This window comes from Staphylococcus sp. EG-SA-2, assembly GCF_017152085.1.
The window spans coordinates 1-523 of the sequence record NZ_JACYHC010000201.1 but is presented as its reverse complement, the minus strand read 5'-3'; the positions used below and the strand labels follow the sequence as shown (position 1 = coordinate 523).

Here is a 523-nt window from a genome sequence, read left to right as displayed (position 1 = left end):
TTCGTATATTTCTCTATCCCAATTCTCACCAATAAATTCAACTGTATTTATAATGTCAAACATGTTTTGCGATACATAATCAGAATGCTGCATAGACATAATATAGTCTTTTACGAGTTGAATTGTCGTGTGCGTTACTGCTGGGTGTTCGTTCATATAATATTTTAATGAATTATTGAATAAAATACGATCAACCATATCACTATATAATAGCCTTTGTTCAGGTAATAGTAACATTTCCATGACTCGTTGTCTTATTTTCATAATTTCTGTGATATATCTATTAAAATCTTCATCGTTACTTGTAGCATGTGTATCTATATCGTTATCTCCGACAATCATCTGTGAAACTAAATGTATATCCGTAGCTTTTTGCATCGCCTTGACAAGTATTGTGTGATTGTATGTGTTAGCTAAAGTTTCGTCACACTGTAATTCAGCAAATTTAGCACTGAATAACTTTCCGTCAAAAGACATCATTGATAACAAATCTGGTTGTTCCGTTAATGTAACGATTCGATTA

General features: G+C 31.7%; 1 pseudogene. It reads right to left on the bottom strand.

Annotation, left to right across the window (positions count from 1 at the left end):
• Positions 1 to 523, bottom strand: a pseudogene (locus IDG60_RS01895) (glycosyltransferase family 2 protein); the annotation flags it as partial.